The sequence below is a fragment of the Pseudodonghicola flavimaris genome (assembly GCF_030164425.1).
Classification (GTDB): domain Bacteria; phylum Pseudomonadota; class Alphaproteobacteria; order Rhodobacterales; family Rhodobacteraceae; genus Pseudodonghicola; species Pseudodonghicola flavimaris.
Genome location: NZ_JASNJD010000008.1, coordinates 67,201 through 92,130, shown reverse-complemented (window position 1 = coordinate 92,130; position 24,930 = coordinate 67,201). Strand labels below are relative to the sequence as shown.

Sequence of the window (24,930 nt, the reverse complement as noted above, 5' to 3'; positions counted from 1 at the left end):
TGCTTTGCGGGCGACGTTAACCCCGTTTTGCGGCGAGAGTAAGGCGCCGGGCTCAGCCCAGCAGCGCCAGCCCGGGGAAGGTTTCCAGAAGCCAGTAGGAGAAAGAGGAAAAACCGCCGGTCAGCATCAGCAGGCCGATGGTCCACAGCAGCAGGCCCATGATCCGCTCGATCCGCTCCATATGCCGCTTCATCCAGCCCATCAGCCCGGTCAGCCGCGGCAGGAAGGCGGCCACCAGCAGGAAGGGAATGCCGAGCCCCAGCGCATAGATCGCCAGCAGCAACGTGCCACGCGCCACCGAGGCCTCGGAAGCGGCCAGCGACAGGATCGCGCCCAGCTGCGGGCCGATGCAGGGGGTCCAGCCAAAGGCGAAGGCGAGCCCCAGAACATAGGCACCGAGCGCGCTGCCGCCTCGGTCGCCGACGTCGATCCGCGCCTCGCGGTCGAGAAAGCCGATCCGGTAGACGCCGACGAAATGCGCCCCGAAGATCATCACCAGGACACCGGCGACAGTGTTGAAGACCGATTGATATTGCAGAAACAACGTGCCGATCGCCGAGGCGGTGAAGCCCAGAAACAGGAATACCGTCGAGAGGCCGAGGACGAAGAACAGCGCCGGCAGCAGCGCCTTGTTGCGCGCCGCCTGGCCGGAGCTGAGATCGGTGACCGACACCCCGCTCATATAGGCCAGATAGGGCGGCACGATCGGCAGCACGCAGGGCGACAGAAAGCTGACGATGCCGGCGGCCAGCGCCACGACCATGGCAGGGATCAGCCCTGCGTCGATGATATCGATTCCCAACATGGTCCCGACATAGGCCATCACGGCGCGGCGGTCACGCCGACCGGCGGACATATCGCGAAAATGTCAGATGTCCGCCGCGGATGGACAGCGCGCCAAGAGCATCCTATGCCGGGCGCATGGACAAGATCGACGACAGCGCGGTGACGGTGGATGCGATCGGGCTGCTCTGCCCGCTGCCGGTGCTGCGCGCCCGCAAACGCCTGCAGGCACTGGCGCCCGGCACCCTGCTGCGGCTGCTGGCCAGCGATCCCGCCGCGGTGATCGACGTGCCTCATTTCTGTCACGAGGCCGGCCATGGTTTCCTCGGGAGCGAGGCCTGCGGCGATCACCAGATCTATCTGATCCGCAAGGGGGGCTGAGCGGCGCGCCGGAGCGGTCCGCCACGCCTTCGCAATGCACCCGGTCTGGCAGGCTGTCGCAGGCGGTCCGGTTCAGACAGCCGTTGAACCGCGCCGCGAAGGTCGAGGGTGGAGGGGGCGCTGCCCCCCTCGCCTGCGGCGAGTCCCCCGGGATATTTGTCTCCAGGTCGAAGGTGGGAACGCAAAAGGCCCCGGAACATGTCCGGGGCCTTGAGACTGTCCGCCGTGTTTGGCTATCGGGGCTCAACGACCGCCAAGCGACCACCAGCCGCGCCGTTTCGGCTTGTCGTCGTCCTCGTCCTCGGCCGCGTCGGAGGCCTCTGTGGTCTCCAGCACCGGTTCCGCCTCGGGCACTGCCGCTTCCTCGGGGGTGTCCTCGACCGGAGCCTCGGGCTCTGCGGTGTCGACGGCTTCCGCCTCGGCGTTCGTGTCGGTTTCTTCGGCGACCGGTTCGGCCTCTGCTTCGACCTCTGCCACCACGGGCTCCTCCATCGCGGGCGCCTCCGCCGCAGCAAGCTCGGCCTCGGGGGCCGGGGCCGCGTCAGCCTCGGGCTCCGCGTCAGCCTCGGGCTCCGCATCGGCCTCGGCCACGACCGGCTCTTCTACCGGCGTTTCCGTCTCCGCAGCGCCCGGCTCGGCCGTCGGGGCTATCGCCTCGACGTCGGCTTCCACCTCCGCCACGACAGCGGCAGCGGTCCCGGCTTCAGCGGCGGCGACCTCAACCAGCGCCGGAGCCTCGGCATCGACAGGCGTCTCCGCCGCCTCGGCGGCAGCGACTTCGGCCCCCTCCTCGGTCTTGGTGGACTTGCTCTTGCGCGAGCGCGAGGAACGCGAGCGGCTGCGCGAGGACTTCGGTTTCTCCGTCCCCTCTTCGGTCGCCTCGGTGGCGGGTTCGGTCACCGTCTCGGGCTCGGCCGCCACGCTCTCTGCTGCGCTCTCGCCACCGGTCTCCGCCTCGACGGTCTCCGCCATGACGGTCTCGGGCAAGATGCTGTCCTCGCCATCGGCCTCGCCGTTTTCCGAGCCCTCACCGTACTGGCCATTCTCGGACTTCGAGGACGACCGCCGACGCCGACGCCGACGCTTGCGCTTGGGCTTGCCGGTCTCGTCCTCGGCCCCGGCGGCGGACGTGGTCTGAACCTCTTCGGGCTCCTCTTCCTCCACCTCGGCGGTGCTGTCGATCTGATCCATCAGCGAGGTGTCGACCGAGACCACCGGCGCGGTGGCTTCCGGCACCACGCGCGACGCGGTCTTGAACTTCTCGATCGAGAAATCCGGGCTGATCAGATGCGGGTCGGCCTCGATCCGCACCGACAACCCGTAGCGGCTCTCGATCTGGGCGACATGATCGCGCTTCTGGTTCATCAGGTAGTTGGCGATGCCCACCGGGCATTTCAGCAGCACTTCGCGCGAGCGGCGGCGCACGCCTTCTTCCTCGATCTGACGCAGGATGTTCAGAGCCAGGTTGTCGTCCGAGCGGATCAGCCCGGTGCCGTGGCAATGCGGGCAGGCCTGGGTGGTCGCCTCGATCATGCCGGGACGCAGCCGCTGACGCGACATTTCCAGCAGGCCGAAGCCCGAGATCCGACCCACCTGGATGCGGGCCCGGTCGGTCTTGAGCTTGTCCTTCAGGCGTTTCTCGACGGCGGTGTTGTTCTTCCGCTCGTCCATATCGATGAAGTCGATCACGATCAGACCGGCCAGGTCGCGCAGGCGCAGCTGGCGGGCGACCTCATCGGCGGCCTCGAGGTTGGTCTTGAGCGCGGTCTCCTCGATCGAGCCTTCCTTGGTGGCACGGCCGGAGTTGACGTCGATCGCCACCAGCGCCTCGGTCACGCCGATCACGATATAGCCGCCGGATTTCAGCTGCACCACCGGGTTGAACATCGAGCTGAGATAGCTCTCCACCTGATAGCGCGCGAAGAGCGGCATCGCATCGAGGTAGTGTTTCACGTTCTTGGCGTGGGACGGCATGATCATCTTCATGAAGTCCTTGGCGATGCGGTAGCCGCCCTCGCCTTCCACCAGAACCTCGTCGATCTCGCGGTTGTAGAGATCGCGGATCGACCGTTTGATCAGGTCGCCCTCTTCATAGATCTTGACCGGCGCGATGGATTTCAGCGTCAGTTCGCGGATCTGTTCCCACAGCCGCTGCAGGTACTCGTAGTCGCGCTTGATCTCCGCCTTGGTGCGCTTGGCGCCGGCGGTGCGGATGATCAGACCGGCGCCCTTCGGTACGTCGATCTCGGCGGCGATTTCCTTCAGTTTCTTGCGGTCGGTGGCATTGGTGATCTTGCGGCTGATGCCGCCGCCACGGGCGGTGTTGGGCATCAGCACGCAATAGCGGCCGGCCAGCGACAGATAGGTGGTGAGCGCCGCCCCCTTGTTGCCGCGTTCTTCCTTGACGACCTGCACCAGCAGGATCTGACGGACCTTGATGACTTCCTGGATCTTGTAGCGGCGCGGGCGCGGCTTGCGCGGCGGCCGGATATCTTCGTGATCGTCGTCATCGGCGACGGATTCGATGCTGTCGTCCTTGGCAGCGGCGTCGTTGCGGGCCTCGCCCTCGTCGTCGCTGTCCTCGGCCTCTTCGTCGTCCTCGTCCTCGGCGTCAGCGGCTGCCTCCGCTTCGGTCCCGGCCTCGGTTTCCGCCGCGGGCTCTGCGGCTTCGGCCTGATCGCTGTCGGCGATCTCCTCCGCCTCCACCGCGGTTCCCTCGTCGGCAGGTTCCTCGACCGGGGTCTCTTCGACCCGTTCCATCGGCGAGCTGCCCTCCTCGACGGCGGGGAACACGTCCTCGCCCTCGTCGGGGTCGGAGAAATCGATGGTTTCCATACCGCTGATCTCGGTCTCGACCTCTTTGGTCTCGACCGCGTCAGTGGTTTTCAGCTCTTCCGCCTTGGTCTTGCTTTTCGACTTCGACTTGGACCGCGACTTGCTGCGGCCGGAGCCTTTTTCCTCGTCCTCGTCACGGGCGCGCATGGCGTCCGCATAGGCCTGTTCCTCGGCCATGAGCGCTTCGCGGTCGGCGACCGGGATCTGGTAGTAATCCGGATGAATCTCGGAAAACGCAAGGAATCCGTGACGGTTGCCGCCGTAATCGACAAAGGCCGCCTGCAGCGAGGGTTCGACCCGCGTTACTTTTGCCAGATAGATGTTGCCTGCGAGTTGCCGCTTGTTTTCGGATTCAAAGTCGAATTCCTCGACCTTGTTGCCGTCCACCACCACGACGCGGGTTTCTTCCGCGTGGGTGGCGTCGATGAGCATTTTCTTTGCCATATGTCCTTGTTGCACGCAGCCGACGGGGCCCGACCAGGAGGCCGCGCCCGTTTGGGATGGTGTCTTGTCAGGGCGATGTCTGACGGCGCGCGGCAAGGTCCGTCCTGCGGACCTCTGACCTGTCTGGTGCATGCTCGCGCGCGCGTCATCGCGGTTCTTCTCCGACAGGTCGGCTGTTGCCGTTGCCTGCCCGTTATGATGCCCGTCCGCAGTCCGGTCCGGGCGAAAATTTACCCACATGGGGCGCTATCGGTCTGTCCAGTCTTTCGGAGCGAGAGCCTCGGGTCGCCCCGAAAGCTCTGTCCGTACCAGGCTGTAACAGCGAATCTCTCCTCGGGTACGGCGCGTCAATTCGCGCGACCCGTCTCCACAGCATAAGGGGTGCTTGTGGGAAAATACAATGGGCTTGTTGCAGCGCCGCCACGGATTTCTGCGTGTGGTTGAGAAAGGCGGCATTCTTGCTGCAGGCGACCGGCCACCGTCCGCCCGGCGCAAGTGGCTCCGGCCCGAAAACCGAACCGGAGACAGAGTTTAGCGATCAAAGGTAATCCGAGCGCTGCAGCCCGTATTTCGCCATCTTCTCGTTCAGGGTGCGACGCGGCAGGCAGAGTTCCTCCATCACGCTGGCGATCGAGCCCTTGTGACGACGCATGGTGTTGTCGATCAGCATGCGCTCGAAAGCCTCGACATATTCCTTCAGCGGCTTGCCTTCGGTGGTCATCACCGGCTGCATTTCCTCGTGATCCGACATCAGCAGCGACGCGATGGTGCCGGAGCCACGCCGCGATTGCAGCACCGCGCGTTCGGCGACGTTGATCAGCTGGCGCACGTTGCCCGGCCAGGGCGCCTGCAACAGCTGGGCCGCCTCCTGGGCGCTGACCTTCGGTGCCTCGCAGCCGTATTCCTCGGAAAACTGCTCGGTCAGGCGGGTGAAGAGCGTCAGGATATCCTCGCCGCGCTGGCGCAACGGCGGCACCATCACCCTGAGCGCGGCCAGACGATAGAACAGATCGGGGCGCAGCACGTCCTCGCAGGTTTTGCCGGCCTCCTGCAGGTTGGAAATGGCGATGATACGGGTTTCCGCCGGCATCCCCTGTTCGTTGATCGCGCTCAGCAACCGGGCCTGCAGCGCATCGCTCAACGCCTCGATATCCTCCAGCACCAGGGTACCGCCACGGGCCTCCTCTATGGCGGGCAGCTGCGAGTCCTCCGGCATCATCGGCCCGAACAGCCGCTTGGACAACGCGTCCTCTTCCAGCGCGGCGCAGGAGATCAGCACGAATTTCTTGCCGGCGCGGCTGCCGGCGGCATGCAGCGCATGGGCAACCAACGTCTTGCCGGTGCCGGTCTCGCCCTCGATCAGCACATGGCCGTCGGCCTGGGAAAGATCGAGGATATCCTCCTTCAACCGCTCCATGACCGGCGAGGAGCCGATCAGCTTCTTCATCAGCTGGGTGCCGTCGCTCAGCTCCTTCCTGAGCGCGCGGTTGTCCAGCGTCAGCCGGCGGGCATTGGCGGCGCGTTTCGCCAGATCGGACATCCGGTCCGGATTGAACGGCTTTTCCAGGAAGTCGAAGGCGCCGACGCGCATCGCCTCCACCGCCATCGGCACGTCGCCATGGCCGGTGATCATGATCACCGGCAGCGCGCTGTCGCTGCCCATCAGCTTCTTCAGGAACTGCATGCCGTCCATGCCGGGCATCTTGATGTCTGAGATCACGATGCCCGGGTAATCCGGCCCCAGCACCTTGAGCGCATCTTCCGCCCGCGCGAAGGTTTCCGTGTCATAGCCCGACAGGGCCAGCCACTGGCTGATCGACTGACGCATGTCCTGTTCATCGTCCACGATGGCAATCTTCATCGCCTGTGCCATAAGCCAATTCCTTTCGTTGTTATTCTGCGGCCTCGATGCCTTCGTCCAGAATGGGCAGCTGCATCTCGAAGACCGCGCCCCCCTTCTGGCCGTTGCGGGCGGTGAGACGGCCGCCCAGATCGCTTACGATCCCGGAAGAGATGGCAAGGCCCAGCCCCACCCCGTCCCCGGGTTGCTTGGTGGTATAGAACGGTTCGAACAGCGCATCGAAATCCTCGATCCCCGAGCCGTTGTCGCGCACGGTCAGCGTTGCGGTCTCTCCGGCGGCCAGGATGATCTCCACCTCCGGATCGCTGACCGACTTGGTGGCGTCGAGCGCGTTGCGCAAGAGGTTGATCATCACCTGTTCGATCCGCATCCGGTCGCCCATCACCAGCACCGGCTGGTCGGGCAGGATCTTGGTGATCCGAACCTGCCGCTGGCGCAGCTGCGGCTCCATCATCGACAGCGACGAGATCAGCGCATCCGCCAGGTTGACCGGCAACAGCGTGTCGCCGCCCTTGCGGGCATAGGATTTCAACTGCCGGGTGATCGCCCCCATCCGTTCCAGCAGGTCGTCGATGCGCCCGAAGCTGGCCAGCGCCTCCTCCGGCCGGTTGCGGCGCAGCAGAAGTCGGGCACCGGCCAGATAGGTCTTCATCGCCGCCAGCGGTTGGTTCAGCTCATGGCTGACGGCGGCCGACATTTCGCCCAGAGCGGCGAGCTTGGAGCTCTGCGCCAGGGTCTGTTCCGCCACGGCCAGGTTTTCCTGCACCCTCTCGCGTTCGGCGATTTCCCGCTGAAGCCGGCTGTTCAGCTCGCGCAGTTCCGCTGACTCCCGCTGGAACAGCGCCATCCGCAGCGCCGTCTTGCGGCTGAGGAAATAGAAGGCCAGCGCCAGCAGAATCGCGAAGCCCATGATCTCCAGCGCCAGCACCGCATTCACCTTCTCGCGGATCGAGGCATAGGTGGTGAAGGACGCCATGCGCCAGCCGCGGAACGGGATGCGGGTTTCCATCCGCATCACCGCCTCGCCCTGCAGATAGGCATCCGCTGGCAGCGCGGTCCAGTCGGCGGTCAGCCGGATGGCGCGCTGGATCGCCCCCTGCGGCGTCTGGCGCTGCAGCGCCTCGTCCTCGCTCAGCCCGCGCCAGCGTGGCTCGGTGGCCAGAACGATGGTGCCGGTGCTGTCGGTGACCAGCACAGCGTCGGAAATCCCGGCCCAGGCGCGTTCGAACTTCTGCAGATCGACCTCGACCACGATCACCCCGAGGATGCCGGCGCTGTCGCTCATGCGGCGGGAATAGGTGAAGGCATAGCCGCCCGATTCCCTGGGAATCACTGAAAACACAGTGGAATTCGCCCGGATCGATTCGACGAAATAGGCCTCCTGCCGGCGTTGCTGGCCCAGCCGGTTGCGATCGGTCGCCGCCACCACCCGACCGTCCTGATCCAGCAGCAGCAGCGAGGCGGCGCCGATCTCCTCGACGAAGGAGATCAGCCGCTGGGTGGACAGCGAGTAATCCTTGGACTGCAGCGCCGCGATCAGCGTCGGATCGCGCGCCAGCAGCTGCGGCACGATGGCATTGCGGCGCAGCTCGCTCAGCAGGTTGCCGCTGTAGAGCGCCAGGCGCAGCTCGGCGCGGTAGCGGGTGCTTTCGGTAAACCGGTCCGACAGGAACCGGTTGGTGACCCAGATGGTCGCCACCGCCGCCATCAGCAGCGCGACCAAAGCCAGGCGGACCCGCCAGCTGATGGTGGATCCGCGCGGCCAGAGCAGAGGCAGTTTGTTCGGCACTGTCATGGCCTTAAAGCTACTTGGCCCGCGGCCAAGGCTCAAGTCACGCCAGGGTCAGACCCCCTGCCAATGCGCGGAAGAGCGCCGCCCCGTCGGTGCCGCCATGGCCGGTATCGGCCGCGCGTTCGGGGTGCGGCATCATCCCCAGCACCCGGCGGTTGGCCGACAGGATGCCGGCGATATCGCCCAGAGAGCCATTGGGGTTGTCGGTATAGGTGAAGGCGATGCGGTCCTCGGCCTTCAGCTGCTCCAGCGTCTCTGCATCGGCGAAGTAGTTGCCGTCGTGATGCGCGATCGGGATATCGATGACGTCACCGGCGTTATAGCCTTCGGTGAAGACACTGGCCGAGGTTTCGACCTTCAACCCGACGGTGCGGCAGATGAACTTCAGCCCGGAGTTGCGCAGCAGCGCTCCCGGCAGCAGGCCGGTCTCGGTCAGCACCTGAAAGCCGTTGCAGACCCCCAACACATAGCCGCCGCGGTCGGCATGCTCCTTCACCGCGCGGGTGATCGGCGATTGCGCCGCGATGGCGCCGCAGCGCAGATAGTCCCCGAAGGAGAAGCCGCCGGGAATGCCGACGATATCGACCCCCTCGGGCAGCGCGGCGTCCTTGTGCCAGACCATGGTGACGTCGAAACCCGCGTCCCGGAACGACACGGCCAGATCCCGGTCCGCGTTCGAGCCGGGAAAGGTGACGACGGCGGCCTTCATGCGCCCATCTCGATCTTGTAGGATTCGATCACCGTGTTGGCGAGCAGCTTTTCGCACATCTCGGCGACCTGCGCCTCGGTGGTGCCCTCGGCCAGCTCCAGGTCGATCACCTTGCCCTGACGCACGCCCTCGACCCCGTCGAAGCCCATCGCCCCCAGCGCGTGGCGCACGGCCTCGCCCTGCGGATCGAGAACCCCGTTCTTCAGCATCACATGCACCCGTGCTTTCATTCCTGCACCCCGGTCGTTGCAGAGAGCGCCGTTGCCGCTTCTTCTCTGCCTAAATACTCAAATTTCCCGCGCCCGTCGCCGGGCACGGCGCTCAGTTGATCAGCGTGGGCTTGGTCGGCGCCGCCTGCGGCAGCACGCCCAGACGCCGGGCCACCTCGGAATAGGCATCCGTCAGGCTGCCCAGATCGCGGCGGAACACATCCTTGTCCAGGTGACGGCCGGTCTCAATGTCCCACAGCCGGCAGCTGTCGGGGCTGATCTCGTCGGCCACGACCAGCCGCTGGAAGTCGCCGTCATAGACGCGGCCGATCTCGATCTTGAAGTCGATCAGCCGGATCCCCACCGCCAGCATCACGCCGGAGAGGAAATCGTTGACCCGCAGCGCCAGGCTCAGCACATCGTCCATGTCCTGCTGGCTGGCCCAGCCAAAGGCGGCGATATGTTCCTCGGTCACCAGCGGATCGCCGAGCGCATCGTCCTTGTAGCAGTACTCGACGATCGGGCGCGGCAGCTGGGTGCCCTCGTCGATGCCCAGCCGCTTGGACAGCGAACCGGCGGCGAAGTTGCGCACGATCACCTCCAGCGGGATGATCTCGCAACTGCGCACCAGCTGTTCGCGCATGTTCAGCCGCTTGAGGAAATGGGTCGGCACGCCGATCTGGTTCAGCCCGGTCATAAAGAACTCGGACAGGCGGTTGTTCAGCACCCCCTTGCCCTCGATCACGTCCTTTTTCTGCGCGTTGAAAGCGGTGGCGTCATCCTTGAAATACTGAACGATGGTCCCCGGTTCCGGGCCTTCGTACAGAATCTTCGCCTTGCCTTCGTAGATTTTCTTGCGGCGGGCCATAGCATACCTTTCGGCTGTGCGGCGGGGATGAGTCCCCGCGCCTGTCGCCCACATAGTACAAGCACCGCTGTGTCGCAAGCTGCGCGGGTTCCTCTTGCTCTCGGGGCTCCGGGGCGGCATACGGAGATGGACAGACTTTTTGCAGGGAAGCAGACCCATGACCACTTTTGACGATCGCGAAAACGCCTTCGAGGCCAAGTTTGCTCACGACGAGGAAATGCAGTTCAAGGCGCAGGCCCGCTGCAACAAGCTGCTGGGGCTCTGGGCTGCGGCGCTGATGGGCAAGACCGGCGACGATGCCACGGCCTATGCCGCCTCGGTGGTGAAGGCCGATTTCGAGGAAGCCGGCCACGAGGACGTGGTGCGCAAGGTCGCCGCCGATCTGGAAGACAAGTCCAGCCCGGAAGAGATCCGCGCCAAGATGGCCGAGCTGCTGGTCGAGGCCCAGGCCCAGATCATGAACGAAGTGGGCAGCTGACCCGGCTTCCCGCGGGCCGGGCGCACGGCTCGTAACGCAGCAGCGCTGATCTGCCGCGGCGCCCCGTCCTTCGCAGGCGGGGCGTTTTCGTTATCAGCGTTCCGCGCCCCGCCCTTTCCCGAAACTCCGCAACTCCGGAGCCACCAAGATGACCGACGCCCTTTCCCAGATGCTCGACCGGCTGGATTGTATCCTTGCCGACGGCGCCACCGGCACCAACCTTTTCAACATGGGGCTGCAATCCGGCGATGCGCCGGAGCTGTGGAACACCGACGAACCGGCCAAGATCAAGGCGCTCTATCAGGGCTCGGTCGATGCCGGCAGCGATCTGTTCCTGACCAATACCTTCGGTGGCAACGCGGCGCGGCTGAAACTGCACAGTGCCGAAAAGCGGGTGCGCGAACTGAACCGCGTCGGCGCCGAACTGGGCCGCGATGTCGCCGACAAGGCCGAACGCAAGATCGTCGTCGCCGGCTCGGTCGGCCCGACTGGTGAGATCATGGAACCCGTCGGCAGCTTGTCGCATGCCCTGGCGGTGGAGATGTTCCACGAACAGGCCGACGGGCTCAAGGAGGGCGGCGTCGACGTGCTCTGGCTGGAGACCATCTCCGCCCCCGAGGAATACCGCGCCGCCGCCGAAGCCTTCGCGCTGGCCGGCATGCCCTGGTGCGGCACCATGAGCTTCGATACCGCCGGGCGCACCATGATGGGCGTGACCTCGGCCGATCTGGTACGGCTGGTCGACGAGCTGGAACCGGCGCCGCTCGCCTTCGGGGCCAATTGCGGCACCGGCGCCTCGGATATCCTGCGCACGGTGCTGGGCTTCGTTGCCCAGGGGACCGAACGTCCGATCATCTCCAAGGGCAACGCCGGCATTCCGAAGTACCACGATGGCCACATCCATTACGACGGCACCCCGGAGCTGATGGGCGATTATGCCGCCATGGCCCGCGATGCCGGCGCCCGGATCATCGGCGGCTGCTGCGGCACCACTCCGGATCACCTGCGGATGATGCGCGAGGCGCTCGACAGCCGGCCGCGCGGCGACCGGCCGACGCTGGAGCAGATCACCGATGCGCTCGGGCCCTTCAGTTCGGCCTCCGACGGGACCGGTGACGACGATGGCGCCGAACCCCGCGGGCGCCGGCGCAGCCGCCGCCGCGGCTGAGCCCGCCCGGCCGCGACCCGGGGGCGCGGCACCGGCCGCCCCGGGTCGCTTCGGTCATGCGCCGAGCCAGCGAAACGCCCGCGACAGAAGCGCCGGCACCTCTTGGGTCACCACCGGCCCATGCGCCATCACCAGCTGACGCGCCCGCCAGTCGAGGATCCGGGCCACCCCGGCCCGGGCGATCTTGCGGTCCTGAAACGCCAGGCGGAATTTGCGCGGCACCGCCGGCTCCGGCCCGACCATCCCGTCCAGCCGCGCCACGGCCTGCCGCCAGCCGGAAAACCAGCCCGGCGCAAACCCTTGCAGCAGATCGGTGAACAGCACCGTGCCGGTGGCGCGGTGAAAGAACACCGCCTCCGGGGTGATCAGATTGCCGCGCACCAGCACCTGATCCAGATCCGCCGCCCAGGCTGGGTCCGGCGCCTCTCCCAGGCTGCGATCGAAGGGGATGTCGCGCCGTTTTTCCGGCAGCCCAGGGGCAGCATGCAGGCGAGCGCCGGGAAAGGCCTGATGCCATGACAGGAGCGACAGGTGATGCAGGCGGTTCGGCGCCACGATCTCCTGCACCGGCCCCAGATCGCGGATCGCGCGGCAGAGCGGATCGCTCAACGCCACCGGCGACCAGATCAGCAGCCCGCCGCCCGAAAGACGGATCACCGCCATCCGGGTCGGATAGCGAAAGCCCAGAACCGTCACCTCCGGCCCCGCCGCCAGCCAGAGATCCCGGCCCAGCGGTTGCAGCAGCGGCGCCGCGGCGGTCATCGCGCGGGGAGCCTCAGCGACCTTCGAATGCCGCCGGGCGTTTTTGCAGGAAGGCCATCACGCCCTCTTCGAAATCGCGGGTCCGGCCGCACTCGCCCTGCAGCCGCGCCTCCAGCGACAGCTGGTCTTCGAACGACTGGCCGAAGCTGGCCCGCAGCGCCTGTTTCACCCCGGCGAAGGCCTTGGTCGGCCCGCCGGCGAGATAGGCCGCCCGGCTGCGCCACTGCGCCTCGAACCCCTCGTCCGGGACGACCTCCCAGATCATGCCCCAGGCCTCGGCCTGCGCGGCGGTGATCTTCTCGGCGAACAGCGCCGCCCCCATCGCCTTGGCCAGACCGATCTGGCGCGGCATCATCCAGGTGCCGCCGGCATCGGGGATCAGCCCGATCCGGGTAAAGGCCTGCAGGAAATAGGCGCTCTCGGCCGCGATCACCACATCGGCGGCCAGCGCCAGATTGGCCCCTGCCCCCGCCGCCGGGCCGTTCACCGCGGCAATGGTCGGGATCGGGCAGCCGGTGATCGCCTGCAGCATCGGCGCGTATTCGTCGCGCAGAATCCGTTCCAGATCCGGCAGCCCGCCGCTGGCATCGCCCAGATCCTGGCCGGTACAGAAGGCACGTCCGGCCCCGGTCAGCACCAGCGCCCGGGCCGTGTTCCCGGCGACGCCGACCGCATGGGTGATCTCGGCCCGCATCTGCGCGTTCAGCGCATTCATCTTGTCGGGCCGATTCAGCGTCAGCACCGCCAGCCCATCGGTGATTTCAAGCGTGATGGTCTGATAGTCCATGTCTCACTCCCTCGCTCCGGTCGGGCGCACCCTGACCCAGAGCAGGCGCCGGGGAAAGAGGGAACCGCACGTCATTCGTCGTCAAGAATGCGACGCAGACGGTCCTGTTCCTCATCGGTCAGGGCGGCCTCCTGCAGCCGCGGCGCCCGTGCCCGCGCCCGCAGGTAGCCCCAGGCCAGACCGGCGCCGATCAGCAGCATCAGCGGCCCCGCCCCCCACAACAGCCAGTTGGCCCCGGTCGCGGTCGGGCGCAGCAGCACATATTCGCCGTAGCGGTCGACGATATAGGCCACCACCTCCTCGTCGCTGTCGCCGGCGGTCAGCCGTTCGCGCACCAGAAGCCGCAGATCGCGGGCCAGTTCGGCATTGGATTCATCGATATTCTCGTTGCGGCAGACCAGGCAGCGCAGATCCTTGCTGATCTCGCGCGCCCGCGCCTCCAGCGCCGGATCGGCCAGGATCTCATCCGGCAGCACCGCCTGGGCGGCGGGTGCAAGGGCGATCAGCAACACCAGCCACAACGCCCCCACCCGCTGGAGCAGGCGGCTCATTCGGCGGCCACCGGCTTGGCCGCGCTGCCGGCCTTGCGCGCACCGGCGGCGACGCGGAAGCGCCGGTCGCTCAGGCTCAGCAACCCGCCGAGGGCCATCATCAGCGCGCCGCCCCAGATCCAGTTGGCGAAGGGTTTGACATAGGTCCGCACGGTATAGCCGCCATCGGCCTGCTGATCGCCGATCACCACATAGAGATCACGGGTAAAGCCATTGTCGATCGCCGCCTCGGTGGTGGGCATCTGCGCCACCGGATAGACCCGTTTTTCGGGATGCAGCGTGGTCAGAGCCCGCCCATCCTTTTCGACCCGCACCGTCCCCATGGTGGAGAAATAGTTCGGGCCGCGCACACGCTCGACCTTCTCCAGCGTCAGATCGAAGCCGGACACCTCAAAGGTCTCGCCCAGCCGGGTGACGCGGATGTCCTCGCTCTCCCAGGCGGTCAGCCCGGCGATCGCGAACATGGTCACTCCCAGCCCGGCATGCGCCACCGCCTTGCCCCAGTCGGCCCGCGGCAGCCGCGCCAGCCGGCCCAGCCGGTTGCCGCCGCGCCCGGTGCGCGACCACAGATCGACGACGGCCCCCGACACGATCCAGGCGCCCAGGAATACGCCGATCGGCCCCAATGCGCTCTGCCCCGTCTGCAACACCCAGACCAGAAGCGCCAGCGCCAGCGCCAGAACCAGCGCATAGCGCAGCGACCAGGCCGCCTTGCCCAGACGTCCGCGTTTCCACGGCAGCAGTGCGCCAACGGGCAGGATCAGCCCCAAGACCAGCATGAAGGGCGTGAAGGCGGCGTTGAAATAGGGCGGACCGACGCTCAGCTTGCGGTCAAAGCCCATCTCCGCCGCCACTGGCCAGAGCGTGCCGAAGAACACGACGAAGCTCGCCACCGCGAGCAGGATATTGTTCACCACCAGCGCGCTTTCGCGGCTGACCATGGCGAAGACGCCGCGCGCCTCCATGGCGCTGGCCCGCATCGCGAACAGCGTCAGCGCCCCGCCGGTGAACAGCGCCAGGATCATCAGGATGAAGACGCCCCGTTCCGGGTCGTTGGCAAAGGCATGCACCGAGGTCAGCAGCCCCGACCGCACGATGAAGGTGCCGATCAGCGAAAAGCCGAAGGCCAGAATCGCCAGCAGGATGGTCCAGCTCTTCAGCGCCTCGCGCTTCTCCACCACGATGGCGGAATGCAGCAGCGCCGCGGCCAGCAGCCAGGGCATGAAACTGGCGTTCTCCACCGGGTCCCAGAACCAGAAGCCGCCCCAGCCCAGCTCGTAATAGGCCCACCAGGACCCCAGCGCGATGCCGATGGTCAGAAAGATCCAGGCCGCCAGCGTCCAGGGCCGCACCCAACGGCCCCAGGCGGCATCGATCCGCCCCTCGATCAGCGCCGCAACGGCGAAGCTGAAGGACATCGAAAGCCCGACATAGCCGAGGTAAAGGAACGGCGGATGGAAGGCGAGCCCCGGATCCTGCAGCAGCGGGTTCAGATCCTCGCCATCGAACGGCGGCACCGCCAGACGCAGGAACGGGTTGGATGTAAAGAGGATAAAGGCCAGAAAGGCCACCCCGATGGCCCCCTGAACCGACAGCACCCGCGCCTTCAGGCTGGGCGGCAGATTGCCACCGAACCAGGCCGCCGTGGCGCCGAACAGCGACACGATCAGCACCCAGAGCAGCATGGAGCCCTCGTGGTTGCCCCAGACGCCGCTGATCTTATACAGCATCGGCTTGGCCGAATGGGAATTCTCCACCACCACCTTCAGAGAGAAATCCGAGGTGACGAAGGCATAGACCAGCGCCGCAAAGGCGAAGGCCGTCATCAGAAACTGCAGGGTTGCAGCGGGTTCGGCGACGGCCATCCAGCCGGGCCAGCGTTTCTGGGCGCCCACCATGGGGACAACCATCTGCACGATCGCGGCCATGAAGGCGAGCGTCAGGGCGAAGTGACCAAGTTCCGTAATCATGCCCTGATGTATAGGCCGGGCACCCGTCCCGGCCAATCCTTTTCGCAAGGGGCCGCAGTTCACGATGTCGCAACCGGCCGCGCGCCCTTCCCCGGCTCAGGCCGACCGCTGCCGCCGCCAGTTCTCCAGCGCCGGATTCTCCTCCGGCCCCAGCGCGGCCAGCGTCAGCGCCGCGTCCGCCCCGGTCTCCGCCGCACCGGGGCTGTCGGCCCGCAACCGCTCCAGCGCGGCAAGGCTCTCGCGCACCTGCGGCGCCCGGGCCAGGCTGCTGGCCAGATCGCGCTGAAACGCCTGATGCTTCACCTGATAGCGGGCGCCGAAGTAAAACGACACGATCACCCCCAGCAGCCACCACAGCGGCTCCGGCACCAGCGCCAGCCCCTGCATCCGCGCCGCGAACCACAACGGGTCGACCATCGCCGCCGCAAACAGCCCCAGCGTTCCCAGCGCCAGCGCCGGGCGCGGCAGCCGGTTGAGGCCATCCATCACCCGGTCGAACCGGCCACGCCTCGGCGCCGCGAATTCGCCGGCGAATTGCGCCATCGCCCCGTCGCGCAGCCCGACGCCACGCTGCGCCTCGGCCTCGGCATTGGGCCGGAACAGCTCCACCGTCTGCGGCAGCAGATTGCCGCCCCCGACCAGCGCCTGCCAGATCCCGCCGATCATCCCCATGCCGCCACCCGGGCGCGAAACGCCTGATCGCTCAGATGATAGCGCGGCGACACGAAGGCCTCAGCCCGCCGGATCCAGCCGCCCTTGCCGCCCGACCGGCTGCGGGCGTATTTGCGGCTCGCCACCCGGGCATCGGCCAGCCGGAAATAGTAATTCCGTCGCGCCACCCCATAGGCATCGCGCAGAGCCACAGGATCGGGCCGCGCCGCCGCCGCCGCCGCGCCCAGGCTCTCAGGTCCCAGCAGCCCGTCGACACCGACGGCAAAGCCCATCTCGCCCAGCAGCCGCTGCAGGATCTTCACCGCATTGGCCCCGGCGTTCACATACATGTCGAAGACAGACGGCTGCAGCGCCGGCGGCAGCTCGCCGATCCGCGGCCGCTGGTAATACTGGGTGATGAAGATATCCGCCGCCACCGTCGGGCTCACCGCGCGCACATCGGCGATATCCACCACCCCGTCACCGGTCAGATCCAGCCGCAGCCGCCGCAGCGTGTGGATCGTTACCCCGCGATTGGTCGCCCCCCCGGGATCGTCGGGATCATGGACGAACCCGCCCTCCCGACCGACGATCTCCTCGGCAATCTGCCGTACATCCAGCATCGCGCGCCTCCTCTCAGGACCCACGCAAAGCCTCCGCAGCAAAGATTAACCGCCACTCACCGCAGCGCCCGCAGGCGCAGGGCGCGCGCCGCCCCACTGCCTCTTTCCCGGTCTTTTTCTGGCTTGAAATATCCTCGCCGAAGGCACGCGCGCCGCGGGCCCACGGGGCCCGTCACCTGTCGCTGCGACCGCCCGGAACGCGGCGGGATCAGCTCTCGCCCGGGGCCTGATACACGCCCTGTTCCTTCAGCGCGTCCATGACCTCTTTCGGCATGTAGGTCTCATCGTGTTTGGCAAGGATTTCAGAGGCTTCAAAGACACCGTTCACGTAGCGCCCGGTGCCGATCATGCCCTGGTTCTCGGCGAAGAGATCGGGCAGCACCCCGGTGAAGACCACCGGGATCGACGCGCCGCCATCGGTGACGGAGAAATGCACCCGCTCGCCCTGATCGCGGACCAGCGTGCCCTCTTCCACCAGCCCGCCCAGACGAAAGACCTCCGTGGCCGAGGGCGGCTCCGCCATGACCTGACTCGGGGCGCGAAAGAAGTTGATGCCGTCGCGCATGGCATAACCGATCAGCGCGGTAGAAACCACGAGGGCCGCCGCCGCCAGCGCGATGATCTGGATACGCCGTTGTTTTTTCAGACTCTTCATCGTCCCCTCACCAGCTGCTTTTCCCGCTTACGGGAACAGCGGGGCCATGGTCAGCCCCTCCTCCTCTTTCTCACCTAGCATCAGATTGGCATTTTGCAACGCCTGACCGCTGCTACCTTTTGTCAGGTTATCCAGTGCGGCGAAGACAATCGCCCGCCCCGGCAGCCGGTCGGCGGCGACACCGATGTGGCAATAGTTGGAGCCGCGCACGTGGTGGGTGGAGGGCGCCTGACCGAAGGGCAGCACCTGCACGAAGGGCTCCGCCGCATAGGCCTCAGCCAGGGTCTGATAGATGGTCTCGGCATCGCCTTTGACATAGACCGTGCCCAGAATACCGCGGTTCGCCGGGATCAGATGCGGGGTGAACTGCACCCTGACCGGCCGGCCGGCGAGTTTGGAGAATTCCTGATCGAATTCGCCGAGGTGCCGGTGGGTGCCGCCGAAGGAATAGGGATTATAGCCCTCGCTCAGCTCCGCATGCAGCAGGTTTTCCTTGAGCGACCGGCCTGCACCGGAGACGGCGCATTTCAGATCCAGGATGATCTCATCCAGATCGACCACCCCGGCCGAGATCAGCGGCCGCAGCGCGAACTGCCCGGTGGCGGCGTTGCACCCGGTGCCGGCGACCAGCCGGGCGGCCTTGATCTCGTCGCGATAGAATTCGGTGAGACCGTAGACCGCCTCTTCCTGCTGGGCGAGCGCCGCATGCGGGTTGCCGTACCACTTCTCGTATTCCGCCGGATCGCGCAGCCGGAAGTCCGCCGACAGATCGACGATCTTCAGATCGGTGGGCAGCGCCGCGATCACCTGCTGGCTGGTCTTGTGCGGCAGGGCGCAGAAGCACAGGTCGATGCCGGAGAAATCGATCTCCTCGATCTTGCAGAGCGTCGGCAGCTGCATGTGCCGCAGATGCGGGAATACCTCGGCCATCTCCATGCCGGCCTTGCGTTCGCCCGAAAGCGCCTTGATCTCGATATTCGGGTGTTGCGCGATCAGCCGGATCAGTTCGGCCCCGGTGTACCCGCTGGCTCCGAGAATGGCGATGTTATGGGTCATCTTCGACCTCTTACCTCTTGATTTTACGTGATGTTCAGACAGGAAGGAAGGCCGTCAGACCTTCTGGAATTCGACCTGTCGTCGCAACAGCCGCATGGCCTGATCCGAAACCTTGCGCGGATCGCCCGTGGTCAGGAAACCTCCCGGCGACGTCCCCAGCATCGCCGGGTGGCGTTTGAGGTAGTCGGCCAGGCTTTCGGCCACCAGCCGCGCCTGGCTGAACACCTGCACCTCCGGCCCCAGGGCCGTACGAAAGGTCTCTTCCAGGATCGGATAATGGGTGCAGCCCAGGATCGCCGCGTCGGGATGCGGCATCTTGCGCTTCAGCGCCTCGACATGGGAACGCACCAGCGCCTCCGCCAGGATGCGGTCGCCCTCCTCGATCGCGTCGACGACGCCACCGCAGGCCTGCGCCTCGACATCGACGCCGATGGCCCGGAACGCCAGTTCCCGCTGAAACGCCCGGCTGGCCACGGTCGCCGGCGTCGCGAACAGCGCCACGGTCTTCACCGCCACCTCGCGCGGCGGGGAATTGTCGCCCCATTGCCGTTCGGTCAGCGCCTCGATCAGCGGCACGAAGACGCCCAGCACCCGCTTGCCCTGCGGCACACCGGCCTCCTGCATCCGCCTCAGTGCTGCGGCGCTGGCGGTGTTGCAGGCCAGGATCACCAAGTCGCAGCCCCGCGCCCACAGGGTTTCCACCGCGTGTTTGGTCAGCTGAAAGATATCCTCGGCATCGCGCACCCCATAGGGCGCATGCGCGCTGTCGGCATAGTAAAGAAACTCCACATCCGGGAGCTGTTTCTGCACGGCGTCCAGGACGGTGAGCCCGCCCAGGCCGGAATCGAAAATACCTACTGCCATTGCTCGTCAGGCGCGATGCCGTTCCTCGAATTCATAGCCGTAGTCATAAGACTTCAGCGGTTGTGGGGACAGCTCATAAGTCGCTTTGCGCAGAAAATCCATCATCTGCCGCGCATCCTTTGCCATCGGGTCGAGAATTTCCCGACCGATCGGTTCGCCCACCACCACCCGGACGGGCGTATCGATACGTTTGCGGAACTCTTTGATCAAAAGCCCCATGCGCAGCGTGGCGTGCATATGGCTGGCAATCTGGAACAGCCGGCTGGTGTGGCCGTCGAAGAACAGCGGCACCACCGTCGCCCGCGACTTGCCCACCATCCGGGCGGTGAACCCGCGCCAGCCCGGGTCCATCGGATGCGAGAACAACCGGGCCGAGGTGCTGACGGTGCCGCCGGGAAAGATGCCGATGGCGCCGCCCTGCCCGAGATACTCCAGCGCCGTCTTGCGCGTCTCCAGGTTGTCCCGCAGCGCCTCCTTGGTTTCATCAAAGCTGATCGGCAGGATCACCCGTTCGACATCGGGGGCCTTGCGAAAGATGCGGTGCGCCAGGATGCGGAAATCGCCGCGCCGCCGGGCCAGGATATGGCCCATCACCAGACCGTCGAGAATGCCATAGGGATGGTTGGCGATCAGGATCAGCGGTCCGGTCGCCGGAATATTCTCCAGCGCGCCGCCGATCACATCGACCGACAGGCCGTAGCGGTCCATCATAACCGACCAGAAATCGCGCCCCGCGGCGATGTCGCGTTCATAACCATCGGCACGTTTGATCAGACGCAATCGCCCGGTGGAGTTCTCCATCAGACGGATCACCACCCGGCCACCGCGCGTGGCGGCCGAGTGGGCATAGGAAATGTCACGGGCGATATGGCGGCGCGATGTCATGGGCTCCTCCGCAGCGAATCACGCGGTTCAGAGTTCATGCATCAGCCCGGTGACAGAAACATGAAAGCCTATTCCGCCGCCTGCGCCAGATCGGGGCCTCCTGCGCGGAAAGCCGCCAGCAGCTCCTCCCGGCGTTTGGCCGCCTTCGCCTCGTTCTCCATCTTCACCGGGCCGAAGCCGCGGATCTGCAAGGGCAGCAGCGCCAGCGCCACGGCGATGTCGCGGGTGGCGGGAGTGACCTTGGCCAGGACCTCCTTCATATCCGCTTCATACTGCTTGATCAGCGCCCGCTCCATCCTGCGTTCGGCGGTATAGCCAAAGGGATCGAAGGGCGTGCCGCGCAGCCCCTTCATCCGCGCCAGCAGGCGGAACGGCCGTTCCATCCATTCGCCGAACTCGCGCTTCTTCGGCCGTCCCTCCGGCGTGGTGCCGCCCAGAATCGGCGGCGCCAGATGGAAGGTCAGCTTCAGATCGCCATCGAATTCCTCGCGTGCCTTGTCGCGGCTGCTCAGCAGCAGGCGGGCGACCTCGTATTCGTCCTTATAGGCGAGGAGCTTGTAATAGCCCTGCGCCACCGCTTCCTTCAGGCCCTTGTCCTCGATGCCCTCCAGCATCTTGGAGTAGCGCTTGGCCAGCCGCGGCCCCTGATAGTCCACCAGCTGCCCGGCACGGAACGCGATCTTCTCATCCAGCGTCTTGGGGAGCTCGACCACATTCGGGGTCATCAGCCGGGCAGCCTCCGCCTCATGCAGCACCGCCCATCGGCCGATCTCGAAAGCCCGCAGGTTCTGCTGCACGGCGGCGCCGTTCAGCTCGATCGCCTGCACGATGGCCTCATGGCTGATCGGCACCAGCCCGCGCTGCCAGGCGGCCCCGAACACCATCATGTTGGAATAGATCGAATCCCCCAGCGTCGCCCGCGCCAGTTCCGAGGCATCGAACAGCGACAGCCGCTCTTTCAGCCGCGCCTCCAGCGCCAGGGACAGCCGGTCGGTGGGGATGCTGAATTCGGTGTCGCGGGTGAAATCGCCGGTCACGATCTCATGGCTGTTGACCACGGCCCCGCTCCGCCCCGGGCGCATCAGCCCCAGCGTCTTGGCGCCGGCGCTGACCACCAGATCGCCGCCGATCAGCGCATCGCATTCGCCGGTGGCGACGCGGATGGCGCTGATATCCTCGGGTTTCTCGGCCAGCCGGCAGTGGATATGCACCGCGCCGCCCTTCTGGGCGAGGCCGGCCATCTCCATCATTCCGGCCCCCTTGCCGTCGATCTGCGCCGCCTGTGCCAGAACCGCGCCGATGGTGACAACGCCGGTGCCGCCGACGCCGGTGATCACCACATTGAAGGTGCCGTCGATCGCTGGCAGCTCCGGCTGCGGCAGATGCGGCAGGTCCAGATCGGTGGTGGCCTCCTTGCGGATCTTGGCCCCCTCAACCGTCACGAAGGACGGGCAAAACCCCTTGAGACAGGAGAAATCCTTGTTGCAGGACGATTGATCGATGGCCCGCTTGCGGCCCAGTTCGGTTTCCTTCGGTACGATGGAGACGCAGTTCGACTGCACCCCGCAATCGCCGCAGCCTTCGCAGACGTCCTCGTTGATCAGCACCCGCTTGTCCGGATCGGGGAAGGTGCCGCGCTTGCGGCGGCGACGTTTTTCCGCCGCGCAGGTCTGGATATAGACGATGGCGGAAACGCCCTCTTTATCGCGCAGCTCTTCCTCGACCTTCAGCAGTTCCGCCCGTTCATGGGTCGGCACGCCCTTGGGGAAAGCGGCGAAATCGACGTCTTCCTTCTCGTCATAGACCACGACCAGGTTTTTCACCCCCATGGCGTGCAGCTCGTTGACGATGCGCGCCGCCGACAGCCCGCCCTCGTTCTCCTGCCCGCCGGTCATCGCCACGGCGTCGTTATAGAGGATCTTGTAGGTGATATTGGTGCCGGCTGCCAAAGCCGCCCGGATTGCCTGCACGCCAGAGTGGTTATAGGTGCCGTCGCCCAGGTTCTGAAACACATGCTTGGTCTTGGAGAACGGCGCCTCGCCGATCCAGTTGGCGCCCTCCGCCCCCATATGGGTGAAGCCGAGCGTGTCGCGATCCATCCACTGCACCATGAAGTGGCAGCCGATCCCGGCATAGGCGCGCGACCCTTCGGGGATCTTGGTGCCGGTGTTATGCGGACAGCCCGAGCAGAAATAGGGCAATCGGCTGGCCAGTTCCTCGGCATTGTCGGCGCGGCGCGCGTCGTCCAGCGCCTGAAGCCCGGCGCGCAGCCCGTCGGTATCGCGGCCTTCCTCGATCAGGATGCCACCCAGCTTCTCGGCGATCATCAGCGGATCCAGCGCGCCCCGGGTCGGGAACAGCTCTTCCTGATGCATGCCGCCGGCGCCACCCTTGTACCAGCCATAGACCCGGCGACCGCGGCGGTCGTCAAAGATCGCCTCCTTGATCTGCACCTCGATCAGCTTGCGCTTTTCTTCCACCACCACGATCAGGTCGAGCCCCTCGGCCCAGTCGTGGAAGCCCTTCATGTCCAGCGGGAAGACCTGGGCGATCTTGTAGGTGGTGATGCCCAGACGCTCGGCCTCGGCCTCGTCGATGTTCAGAAGGCTCAGCGCATGCTGCAGGTCCAGCCAGTTCTTGCCCGCCGCGACAAAGCCGATCTTGGCACCCGGCTTGCCCCAGACCCGCTTGTCGATCTTGTTGGCATGGGCGAATTCCTCGGCCGCGAACCGCTTGATATCGATCAGCCGCGCCTCCTGCGCAGTCCGGTCGTCGACCAGCCGGATGTTCAGCCCGCCTGGCGGCATGTCGAATTTCGGCGTCACCAGCTGCATCCGGTCAGGCCGGCCATCCACCACCGAGGTCACCTCGACGGTGTCCTTCATCGTCTTCAGCCCGACCCAGAGACCGGAGAAACGCGACAGGGCGAAGCCATAGATGCCGAGATCGAGGATTTCCTGCACCCCGGCGGGGCTGACGATCGGCACATAGGCATCCATCAGCGCCCATTCCGACTGGTGCAGCACGGTGGAAGATTCGCCGGTGTGATCGTCCCCCATTGCCATCAGCACGCCACCGAGCGGCGATGTGCCGGCCATATTGGCGTGGCGGATGGCGTCGCCGGAACGGTCGACCCCCGGGCCCTTGCCGTACCAGAGCCCGAAGACCCCGTCGAATTTCCCCTCGCCCCGCAGTTCCGCCTGCTGCGCACCCCAGAGCGCGGTGGCCGCCAGATCCTCGTTCAACCCATATTGAAAGGTGATATCGCTAGCGGTCAGATGCTTGGCCGCCCGGACCATCTGCATGTCGACCGCCCCCAGCGGCGACCCGCGATAGCCGGTCACCAGACCGGCGGTGTTATATCCGGCCGCGCGGTCGCGGGCCTTCTGCATCAACATCAGGCGCACCAGCGCCTGGGTCCCGTTGAGAAGAACGGGGCTCTTCTCCAGATCGAACCTATCGTTGAGAGAAATCTTTTGCGTTCCCATCAGGCACCTCCCCAGTCTGACCAGTTTGCAACAATCGCCTTCAATATTAGGTCAAAAAGACTGACCCGTGTAGGGTTTTTTTTGTACATTCTGTTACGAAGGCTGCATGACAGTGGTAAAGCCTCTGTGACCTCGACCTAGAGACAGCCAAAAGGACGAAAGCGCCCGTTATGGATTGGGACAAACTCAGAATCTTCCACGCCGTTGCCGACGCGGGCAGTCTGACCCACGCCGGCGACAGGCTCAATCTGTCCCAGTCCGCTGTCAGCCGCCAGATCCGCGCGCTGGAAGAATCGCTGAACACCACGCTGTTCCACCGCCACGCCCGCGGTCTGATCCTGACCGAACAGGGCGAATTGCTGTTCGACGCCACCTCCTCGATGTCGAAACGGCTGGAGGCCGCATCCGCCCGCATCCGCGACAGCGAGGAAGAGGTTTTCGGCGAACTCAAGGTGACCACCACCACCGGGTTCGGCACTCTCTGGCTGGCGCCGCGCCTGCCCAAGCTCTTCGAGAAGTTCCCCGACCTCAAGATCGACCTGATGCTGGAGGAAAGGGTGCTCGACCTGCCGATGCGCGAGGCCGACGTCGCCATCCGCATGAAGGAACCGAGCCAGGCCGACCTGATCCGCAAGCGGCTGATGACGGTGCAGATGCAGCTCTATGCCTCGCGCGATTATCTCGACCGCTCGGGAGAGCCGAAATCGCTCGACGACATGTCGGATCACCGGCTGGTCTGTCAGAACGCCAACGCGCCGCAGGTCGGCGCCGGGGCGCTGCTGGTGCAGCAACTGATCAGCAACAACCCGCATTCGCTGCTGACGGTGAACAACTATTTCGGCGTGCTGCAAGGGGTGCTGCACGATCTCGGCATCGGCGTGCTGCCCGATTACCTGACCGAGGATTTCCCGCATCTGGTGCGGGTGCTGCCGGAGATAGAGTCGGCCGAAGTCCCTGTTTTCCTCGCCTACCCCGAGGAATTGCGCCACTCCAAACGGATCGCCGCCTTCCGCGATTTCGTTCAGGACGAGATTATTTCCCACCGCAAACAGCTGCGCCAGCTCGGCAAGATCTGAGCTATGCACAAAAAACATGCCTGACATGCTGCAC

General features: G+C 65.8%; 22 protein-coding genes. 4 read left to right on the top strand and 18 right to left on the bottom strand.

Features of this window, described 5'->3' with window-relative positions; genetic code table 11:
* Window positions 1–52: 52 nt before the first annotated feature.
* The gene (locus tag QO033_RS12580; RefSeq protein ID WP_284481331.1) at window positions 53–805 is read right to left on the bottom strand and encodes a cytochrome c biogenesis CcdA family protein; all 753 of its coding nucleotides are present in this window, start codon (window positions 803–805) and stop codon (window positions 53–55) included.
* A gap of 116 nt (window positions 806–921) precedes the next feature.
* Here QO033_RS12580 and QO033_RS12575 point away from each other — a divergent pair, with 116 nt between their 5' ends.
* Window positions 922–1,164: a sulfurtransferase TusA family protein gene (locus QO033_RS12575; protein ID WP_284481330.1), complete on the top strand. Its 243-nt coding sequence runs from the start codon at window positions 922–924 to the stop codon at window positions 1,162–1,164.
* Between the two features lie 243 nt (window positions 1,165–1,407).
* On the opposite strand, the gene QO033_RS12570 is transcribed toward QO033_RS12575, so the two are convergent.
* The 6 genes from QO033_RS12570 to purC form a co-directional block, all read right to left on the bottom strand.
* Window positions 1,408–4,443 carry an Rne/Rng family ribonuclease gene (locus QO033_RS12570; RefSeq protein WP_284481329.1) on the bottom strand — a complete coding sequence of 1,012 codons (3,036 nt, stop codon included), beginning with the start codon at window positions 4,441–4,443 and terminating at the stop codon, window positions 1,408–1,410.
* Between the two features lie 538 nt (window positions 4,444–4,981).
* Entirely contained in the window at window positions 4,982–6,316 is a 1,335-nt protein-coding gene (locus tag QO033_RS12565; RefSeq protein ID WP_284481328.1) for a sigma-54-dependent transcriptional regulator, read from the bottom strand.
* 19 nt (window positions 6,317–6,335) lie between these two features.
* Window positions 6,336–8,099: a sensor histidine kinase gene (locus QO033_RS12560; protein ID WP_284481327.1), complete on the bottom strand. Its 1,764-nt coding sequence runs from the start codon at window positions 8,097–8,099 to the stop codon at window positions 6,336–6,338.
* Window positions 8,100–8,136: 37 nt separating this feature from the next.
* On the bottom strand, window positions 8,137–8,805 hold the full coding sequence (purQ, locus tag QO033_RS12555) for a phosphoribosylformylglycinamidine synthase subunit PurQ (protein WP_284481326.1): 669 nt from the start codon (window positions 8,803–8,805) through the stop codon (window positions 8,137–8,139).
* Window positions 8,802–9,035, bottom strand: a complete 234-nt coding sequence (purS, locus tag QO033_RS12550) for a phosphoribosylformylglycinamidine synthase subunit PurS (RefSeq protein WP_284481325.1) — start codon at window positions 9,033–9,035, stop codon at window positions 8,802–8,804. The genes purQ and purS overlap by 4 nt, the downstream gene beginning before the upstream one ends.
* Window positions 9,036–9,126: 91 nt before the next feature.
* Window positions 9,127–9,882: a phosphoribosylaminoimidazolesuccinocarboxamide synthase gene (purC, locus tag QO033_RS12545; protein ID WP_284481324.1), complete on the bottom strand. Its 756-nt coding sequence runs from the start codon at window positions 9,880–9,882 to the stop codon at window positions 9,127–9,129.
* 157 nt (window positions 9,883–10,039) lie between these two features.
* On the opposite strand from purC, the gene QO033_RS12540 reads away from it, so the two are divergent.
* Window positions 10,040–10,360 (top strand): DUF1476 domain-containing protein, encoded by a 321-nt coding sequence (locus QO033_RS12540; protein ID WP_284481323.1) that lies wholly within the window; start codon window positions 10,040–10,042, stop codon window positions 10,358–10,360.
* A gap of 148 nt (window positions 10,361–10,508) precedes the next feature.
* Complete coding sequence (gene bmt / locus QO033_RS12535; protein ID WP_284481322.1) at window positions 10,509–11,528, top strand: betaine--homocysteine S-methyltransferase; 1,020 nt, start codon at window positions 10,509–10,511, stop codon at window positions 11,526–11,528.
* 54 nt (window positions 11,529–11,582) lie between these two features.
* On the opposite strand, the gene QO033_RS12530 is transcribed toward bmt, so the two are convergent.
* The 11 genes from QO033_RS12530 to QO033_RS12480 form a co-directional block, all read right to left on the bottom strand.
* Entirely contained in the window at window positions 11,583–12,290 is a 708-nt protein-coding gene (locus tag QO033_RS12530; protein WP_284481321.1) for a DUF4336 domain-containing protein, read from the bottom strand.
* 13 nt (window positions 12,291–12,303) lie between these two features.
* Window positions 12,304–13,077: an enoyl-CoA hydratase-related protein gene (locus tag QO033_RS12525; protein WP_284481320.1), complete on the bottom strand. Its 774-nt coding sequence runs from the start codon at window positions 13,075–13,077 to the stop codon at window positions 12,304–12,306.
* Window positions 13,078–13,148: 71 nt separating this feature from the next.
* On the bottom strand, window positions 13,149–13,628 hold the full coding sequence (locus QO033_RS12520) for a cytochrome c-type biogenesis protein (protein ID WP_284481319.1): 480 nt from the start codon (window positions 13,626–13,628) through the stop codon (window positions 13,149–13,151).
* Window positions 13,625–15,598, bottom strand: a complete 1,974-nt coding sequence (locus tag QO033_RS12515; RefSeq protein ID WP_284481318.1) for a heme lyase CcmF/NrfE family subunit — start codon at window positions 15,596–15,598, stop codon at window positions 13,625–13,627. Before QO033_RS12515 ends, QO033_RS12520 begins: the two co-directional genes overlap by 4 nt.
* Before the next feature lie 96 nt (window positions 15,599–15,694).
* A complete protein-coding gene (locus QO033_RS12510) occupies window positions 15,695–16,270 on the bottom strand; it encodes a holin family protein (protein WP_284481317.1) in 576 nt (191 codons plus the stop codon).
* Window positions 16,261–16,872: a holin-associated N-acetylmuramidase gene (locus QO033_RS12505; protein WP_284481316.1), complete on the bottom strand. Its 612-nt coding sequence runs from the start codon at window positions 16,870–16,872 to the stop codon at window positions 16,261–16,263. The genes QO033_RS12510 and QO033_RS12505 overlap by 10 nt, the downstream gene beginning before the upstream one ends.
* Window positions 16,873–17,080: 208 nt before the next feature.
* On the bottom strand, window positions 17,081–17,527 hold the full coding sequence (gene ccmE / locus QO033_RS12500) for a cytochrome c maturation protein CcmE (RefSeq protein ID WP_284481315.1): 447 nt from the start codon (window positions 17,525–17,527) through the stop codon (window positions 17,081–17,083).
* A gap of 27 nt (window positions 17,528–17,554) precedes the next feature.
* Window positions 17,555–18,583, bottom strand: coding sequence for an N-acetyl-gamma-glutamyl-phosphate reductase (gene argC / locus QO033_RS12495; RefSeq protein WP_284481314.1), 1,029 nt, complete (start codon window positions 18,581–18,583; stop codon window positions 17,555–17,557).
* Window positions 18,584–18,637: 54 nt separating this feature from the next.
* The gene (gene murI, locus QO033_RS12490; RefSeq protein WP_284481313.1) at window positions 18,638–19,447 is read right to left on the bottom strand and encodes a glutamate racemase; all 810 of its coding nucleotides are present in this window, start codon (window positions 19,445–19,447) and stop codon (window positions 18,638–18,640) included.
* A gap of 6 nt (window positions 19,448–19,453) precedes the next feature.
* Complete coding sequence (locus tag QO033_RS12485) at window positions 19,454–20,332, bottom strand: lysophospholipid acyltransferase family protein (protein WP_284481312.1); 879 nt, start codon at window positions 20,330–20,332, stop codon at window positions 19,454–19,456.
* A gap of 68 nt (window positions 20,333–20,400) precedes the next feature.
* Entirely contained in the window at window positions 20,401–23,820 is a 3,420-nt protein-coding gene (locus tag QO033_RS12480; RefSeq protein WP_284481311.1) for an indolepyruvate ferredoxin oxidoreductase family protein, read from the bottom strand.
* A 170-nt stretch (window positions 23,821–23,990) separates the two neighbouring features.
* Here QO033_RS12480 and QO033_RS12475 point away from each other — a divergent pair, with 170 nt between their 5' ends.
* The gene (locus QO033_RS12475) at window positions 23,991–24,896 is read left to right on the top strand and encodes a LysR family transcriptional regulator (protein ID WP_284481310.1); all 906 of its coding nucleotides are present in this window, start codon (window positions 23,991–23,993) and stop codon (window positions 24,894–24,896) included.
* The last annotated feature ends 34 nt before the right edge of the window (window positions 24,897–24,930 follow it).

Coding starts and splice junctions, on each gene's coding strand:
- QO033_RS12580 (WP_284481331.1), bottom strand. CDS start 805: ATGTTGGGAATCGATATCATCGACGCAGGGCTGATCCCTGCCATGGTC.
- QO033_RS12575 (WP_284481330.1), top strand. CDS start 922: ATGGACAAGATCGACGACAGCGCGGTGACGGTGGATGCGATCGGGCTG.
- QO033_RS12570 (WP_284481329.1), bottom strand. CDS start 4,443: ATGGCAAAGAAAATGCTCATCGACGCCACCCACGCGGAAGAAACCCGC.
- QO033_RS12565 (WP_284481328.1), bottom strand. CDS start 6,316: ATGGCACAGGCGATGAAGATTGCCATCGTGGACGATGAACAGGACATG.
- QO033_RS12560 (WP_284481327.1), bottom strand. CDS start 8,099: ATGACAGTGCCGAACAAACTGCCTCTGCTCTGGCCGCGCGGATCCACC.
- purQ (WP_284481326.1), bottom strand. CDS start 8,805: ATGAAGGCCGCCGTCGTCACCTTTCCCGGCTCGAACGCGGACCGGGAT.
- purS (WP_284481325.1), bottom strand. CDS start 9,035: ATGAAAGCACGGGTGCATGTGATGCTGAAGAACGGGGTTCTCGATCCG.
- purC (WP_284481324.1), bottom strand. CDS start 9,882: ATGGCCCGCCGCAAGAAAATCTACGAAGGCAAGGCGAAGATTCTGTAC.
- QO033_RS12540 (WP_284481323.1), top strand. CDS start 10,040: ATGACCACTTTTGACGATCGCGAAAACGCCTTCGAGGCCAAGTTTGCT.
- bmt (WP_284481322.1), top strand. CDS start 10,509: ATGACCGACGCCCTTTCCCAGATGCTCGACCGGCTGGATTGTATCCTT.
- QO033_RS12530 (WP_284481321.1), bottom strand. CDS start 12,290: ATGACCGCCGCGGCGCCGCTGCTGCAACCGCTGGGCCGGGATCTCTGG.
- QO033_RS12525 (WP_284481320.1), bottom strand. CDS start 13,077: ATGGACTATCAGACCATCACGCTTGAAATCACCGATGGGCTGGCGGTG.
- QO033_RS12520 (WP_284481319.1), bottom strand. CDS start 13,628: ATGAGCCGCCTGCTCCAGCGGGTGGGGGCGTTGTGGCTGGTGTTGCTG.
- QO033_RS12515 (WP_284481318.1), bottom strand. CDS start 15,598: ATGATTACGGAACTTGGTCACTTCGCCCTGACGCTCGCCTTCATGGCC.
- QO033_RS12510 (WP_284481317.1), bottom strand. CDS start 16,270: ATGGGGATGATCGGCGGGATCTGGCAGGCGCTGGTCGGGGGCGGCAAT.
- QO033_RS12505 (WP_284481316.1), bottom strand. CDS start 16,872: ATGCTGGATGTACGGCAGATTGCCGAGGAGATCGTCGGTCGGGAGGGC.
- ccmE (WP_284481315.1), bottom strand. CDS start 17,527: ATGAAGAGTCTGAAAAAACAACGGCGTATCCAGATCATCGCGCTGGCG.
- argC (WP_284481314.1), bottom strand. CDS start 18,583: ATGACCCATAACATCGCCATTCTCGGAGCCAGCGGGTACACCGGGGCC.
- murI (WP_284481313.1), bottom strand. CDS start 19,447: ATGGCAGTAGGTATTTTCGATTCCGGCCTGGGCGGGCTCACCGTCCTG.
- QO033_RS12485 (WP_284481312.1), bottom strand. CDS start 20,332: ATGACATCGCGCCGCCATATCGCCCGTGACATTTCCTATGCCCACTCG.
- QO033_RS12480 (WP_284481311.1), bottom strand. CDS start 23,820: ATGGGAACGCAAAAGATTTCTCTCAACGATAGGTTCGATCTGGAGAAG.
- QO033_RS12475 (WP_284481310.1), top strand. CDS start 23,991: ATGGATTGGGACAAACTCAGAATCTTCCACGCCGTTGCCGACGCGGGC.